We start from the raw sequence: 4,824 nt of genomic DNA, 5'->3' as shown, positions 1-4,824 counted from the left end.
GTCAAACAGGTATATTAATGACGTCATAGCAGCTCCGCCTAATTCAAGCTCTCGTTTGTTGACCTTATCAAATGTGTCTGTGTGTGCGTGATGATAGTCAAAATAACGTTGTGAGTCTGGTCTTAATCCGGCCATTACATTATACTCTTTTTTTAATGGTGCTACATCTGCACCGCTTCCTCCCTGAACAAAATAGTGTACTAAATAAGGTTCAAATAAAGGTTTCCAGCTTTCAATTTGTTTAAAATCTTCATTAGAACATTGAAAAGAAAACCCTCTGGGTGTAAATCCGCCGGCATCACTTTCAAGTGCAAAAATGTGCTTTTCGTTATTGGATTCTGCTTCAGCAGCATATTTTCTGGCTCCTCTTAATCCGTTTTCTTCATTCATAAACAAAACTACCCTAATGGTGTGTTTTGGTTTGTAATTCAGTCTTTTAAACAATCTTAATACTTCCATTGATTGTACACACCCTGCACCATCGTCGTGCGCTCCGTCTCCTATATCCCAGGAGTCTAAATGACCACCAACAACAATTACTTTTTCAGGATAAACCGAGCCTTTTATTTCTCCAATAACATTGAAAGATTCCACATCAGGAAACGCTCTACAGGTTTGATTGAAATAAAACTTAGTTTCAGGGTTTAGTTTTAAGGCACCACTTAAAAGATTGGCGTCTTTGGTGCTTATGGCTGCAGCAGGAATTCTGTCCTCTAAAGGCAAATCTCCATAAGTCATTGTGCCTGTATGTGGATGTTCATCAATTTTCAAACTCATTGACCTGACAATAACACCTGTAGCTCCAAATTTTGAGGCTTCCATTGCTCCTGCATAACGTTGATCAACACATCCACCATAGGCTTCAAATGTTTGAATTAATTTAGGATCCATAGGGCGGTTATAAAAAACAATTTTACCTTCAATTTTATCTTTCCCTAAGGCTGCAAGTTCTTCGATTCCTTTTACTTCAATAATATTTGATTTTAATCCACCTAAGGGTGTAGGTGCAGAGCCGCCTAAAGCACAAATATTAACAACCGTTGAATTTCCGGAAGTTGATTCAAAATAGGCATATTCGTTGACACCTCTCACCCATTTTGGAACCATAACGGGTTGAAGCCAAACTTTATCTAAACCTAAAGCTTCCATCTCTGCCTTTGTGTATTCAATAGCTCTTTCCGCTTCTAATGATCCCGAAAGCCTTCCTCCAATTGAGTTTGAAAGATGATCCAACCAGTCATAACTTTTCCCGTGAACAAGGGCTTCATCAAATATTTTTCGAAGCATTAACGAATCTGTTTGATTTACCTTTTGAGAATAAATAGAAGATGAAATAGAAAAAATAATCAGTAAAGAAATAAACTGTTTCATTTATAAAGTATTAATCGTTATTTAATTGATTTATATAGTTGGGAATTTGTGCTTTTAATTCGTCAGGTAGCTCGGGTTCTTTGATATCTTTATAAGTTTCCATGATTTCCAATAAAATTTTTGCAACCAGCATTCTTGCAGTAGGCTTGTCATCAGCAGGAATACTATACCATGGTGCATAATTAGTAGATGTTCTATTAAAAATTTCCTCATAATAGCCTAAATATTCATCCCACAGTTTACGTTCTTTTAAATCTCCTGGAGAGAACTTCCAGTTTTTATTTGGCTTATCCAGGCGCCTTAACAATCTATATTTCTGTTCTTCTTTTGATATATTCAAAAAAAACTTTATAATAATGGTTCCGTTTTCTACAAGTGTTTTTTCAAAATTGTTAATTTGATTAAATCGTTTATCCCAAAACTCAGGTGTGATATCTTCTACTTTTTCAATACCGGGTATATTTTCATTTAAAATATATTGAGGATGAACACGCGTAACCAACAAATTTTCATAATGTGTTCTGTTAAAAACTGCATATTTTCCTCTTTCGGGAAGTGCTATGTAGTGTCTCCATAAGTAATCGTGGCGCAACTCTCTTTCAGAAGGAGATTTAAAACTATAATTTACAACACCTCTTACATTAAAGTCTTTAAACACCTCTCTTATAAGACTATCCTTTCCAGCAGTATCCATTGCTTGAAAACAAACCAACACACCGTATTTTCCGTGTGCATATTGAGTATTTTGCAAATCACCCAGTTTTTTTCTGGCTTTTTTAAGTTCTTTTTTGATTTTTTTTTCTGAAGCATTCAATTCTAACGTTGTGGGTAAATCGGATATCGAAACACGTTTAGTTATTTTGAATGTATCTTTTTGAAGGGTATCTAAATTCATTATTTAATTTTGATTAAATATAATAAGAATTAAAGAATATTATTTTGAAGCAAACATTTTTACATCTTCTTTGGCTATTTCTTTACCTCCTAAAATGATAAGTCTTTCAACCACATTACGAAGTTCTCGAATATTTCCAGTCCAGTCATATTCTTGTAGAAGCTTTAAGGCTTCTTTGGTGAATAGTTTCTTTGAAGTTCCCTGTTCAGAGGCAATTTTATCTGCAAAAAAATCAATTAGCATTGGAATATCCTCTCTTCGGTCATTAAGAGCAGGGACCTCAATTAATATGACTGCAAGTCTATGATATAAATCTTCTCTAAATCTATTTTCTTTAATTTCTTCTTTAAGGTTTTTGTTGGTCGCTGCAACTACTCTAACATTTACTTTAATGTCTTTATCGTTACCAACTCGTTGCACTTTTCCTTCTTGCAAAGCCCTGAGTACTTTTGCTTGTACAGCAAGACTCATGTCACCTATTTCATCTAAAAAAAGTGTGCCTCCGTTGGCTGCTTCAAACTTACCTGCTCGATCTTTGATGGCCGAAGTAAAAGCTCCTTTGATATGTCCAAAAAGTTCGCTTTCTATTAGTTCAGGAGGGATTGCGGCACAATTTACTTCAATCATAGGTCCTTTTGAACGTTCACTTTTTTCATGGATCCAGTGGGCTACAAGTTCTTTTCCTGTTCCGTTGGCTCCCGTTATTAAAACACGTGCTTCTGTGGGGGCTACTTTTTCAATTATCGCTTTGATATGTTTGATAGCTATGGACTCCCCGACCATTTCATAATTCTTACTTACTTTTTTCTTGAGTTTTTTATTTTCAACTACCAGTTCTTTTCTATCCAGTGCTATTCTCACTGTGTTTAATAACCTGTTTAAATCTGGTGGCTTTGAAATATAGTCAAAGGCACCCATCCGCATTGTATTAACAGCAACATCAAGGTCACCATGACCTGAAATCATAACCATTGGAGTTTCAGGTTTTATTTTTTTTGTCGCTTCAAGAACTTCAACTCCATCCATTTTTGGCATTTTGATATCACATAAAACCAAATCAAAATCTTCATTTTTAATGAGCTCCATTCCGGCCAAGCCGTCTGCGGCTTCAGAAACCTCATATGTGTTGTTTTCTTCAGAAAGTATCTTAACCAGAACTCGCCTTATAGATTCTTCATCTTCAATAATTAATATTCTAGGCATGCTTTTTTATTTTGAAATTAGTCAGAATTTTCAGTTTTGTAAAAGTGAATATCTCTCTGAGGGTGAGGAAATTTAATAGCGTGTTTTCTAAACTCTTTTTCGATTGTAAACCGAATATCACTTTTAATTTTTGGTTCTAAAAAACTCTCAGAAATAAAAAAATAGATTCCTAAAAGGTAAGCGTCTTCACCAAAATCTTCAAAGAACACAAAAGGATCTGGTTTTTTTAAAACTTTTGAATGTGTCTTTGCTGCTTCAATTAATATTTTTTTAACTTTATCAATATCTGCATTTAGTGCTACTCTAACTTTTACAAATTGCCTTGTGTTTTTGTAATTTTGAGTATAATTAATAACCGGGTCAGTTACAAATTTATGGTTAGGAATCACAATGACTTTGTCATCACGAGTTACTGCTCTTGTAGTTCGCAATTTAGTATCAAAAACCTTACAGACTTTTTCATTTATTTCTATAATGTCTCCAGCTTGAACAGATTTGTCAAGAATGATATAAATTCCACCAATTATATCTTGAAAGATTTCTCTCATTGCAAGACCCAGTCCAATAAATATTACTGCTGTGGCTGTTAAAAGAAGTGTAATGTCTATCCCGGCAGAACTTAAAACTGAAACAAAGACTAGTATATAAACCAAGTAGCCAATAAAATTATAAGCTCCCAGAAAACGTAGTTTTTCGTCGGGTTCAAGTTTTCTTGTATAAATTTTACGAATTAACCGTAGAATAATTTTGACAACAAATAGAGATACCAACAGAAGAATGATTAAACCAACTGTGATGACTATTCTATTTTGATCTTTGCCAAAACTTATTAATTCAAAATTCAAAAAATTGCCAAAAGTCTCCCAAAATCCATTGGGAATCACAGTTTTTACATTTTCTAATTTTTCTTGCATATTAGTACTTAAGCCATTTATATAGTTCTTTGTAGGTAGGTTTTTTACCGTACATTAAAATTCCAACACGGTAAATCTTTGCAGCAAACCACACCACTAAAGCAAATGTAGCAAATAAGACAAACATAGAAATTAAAATTTCCCACCAAGGAACCCCAAAGGGAATACGCATCAACATGACTATAGGTGATGTGAATGGAATATGGGAAAAAATAACAGCAATCGTTCCATGTGGATTTTCAATTACAGCAAAAAAGCCCACATACATAGCCAACATCAAGGGAATAATTATTGGAAACATAAATTGCTGGGTGTCTGTTTCATTATCAACAGCTGCTCCAATAGCAGCATAAATTGAACTATACAAGAAATAACCCCCTATAAAAAAAACTAAAAAGGAAAAAATAAGTGTAGCTATAGGAAGTCGGGCTATATCATAAA

Annotated in this window: 5 protein-coding genes; all 5 read right to left on the bottom strand. The window is 34.1% G+C overall.

Features of this window, described 5'->3' with window-relative positions; all coding sequences use genetic code 11:
• A partial coding sequence (locus AACY61_RS08720) for a M20/M25/M40 family metallo-hydrolase (protein ID WP_339611190.1) occupies positions 1-1,371 on the bottom strand: 1,371 nt, incomplete at its 3' end.
• A gap of 10 nt (positions 1,372-1,381) precedes the next feature.
• Positions 1,382-2,266, bottom strand: coding sequence for a PPK2 family polyphosphate kinase (locus AACY61_RS08715; RefSeq protein WP_339611189.1), 885 nt, complete (start codon positions 2,264-2,266; stop codon positions 1,382-1,384).
• A gap of 39 nt (positions 2,267-2,305) precedes the next feature.
• The gene (locus tag AACY61_RS08710; RefSeq protein ID WP_339611188.1) at positions 2,306-3,469 is read right to left on the bottom strand and encodes a sigma-54 dependent transcriptional regulator; all 1,164 of its coding nucleotides are present in this window, start codon (positions 3,467-3,469) and stop codon (positions 2,306-2,308) included.
• Positions 3,470-3,486: 17 nt separating this feature from the next.
• On the bottom strand, positions 3,487-4,383 hold the full coding sequence (locus AACY61_RS08705) for a mechanosensitive ion channel domain-containing protein (RefSeq protein ID WP_339611187.1): 897 nt from the start codon (positions 4,381-4,383) through the stop codon (positions 3,487-3,489).
• A 1-nt stretch (position 4,384) separates the two neighbouring features.
• Positions 4,385-4,824: ABC transporter permease (locus AACY61_RS08700; protein WP_339611186.1), on the bottom strand; the 440-nt coding region annotated here is incomplete at its 5' end.

The sequence above is a fragment of the uncultured Planktosalinus sp. genome (genome assembly GCF_963973675.1).
In the GTDB taxonomy this organism is placed as follows: domain Bacteria; phylum Bacteroidota; class Bacteroidia; order Flavobacteriales; family Flavobacteriaceae; genus Planktosalinus.
The sequence above is the reverse complement of the archived record's forward strand: the minus strand, read 5'-3'. Positions and strand labels throughout refer to the sequence as shown.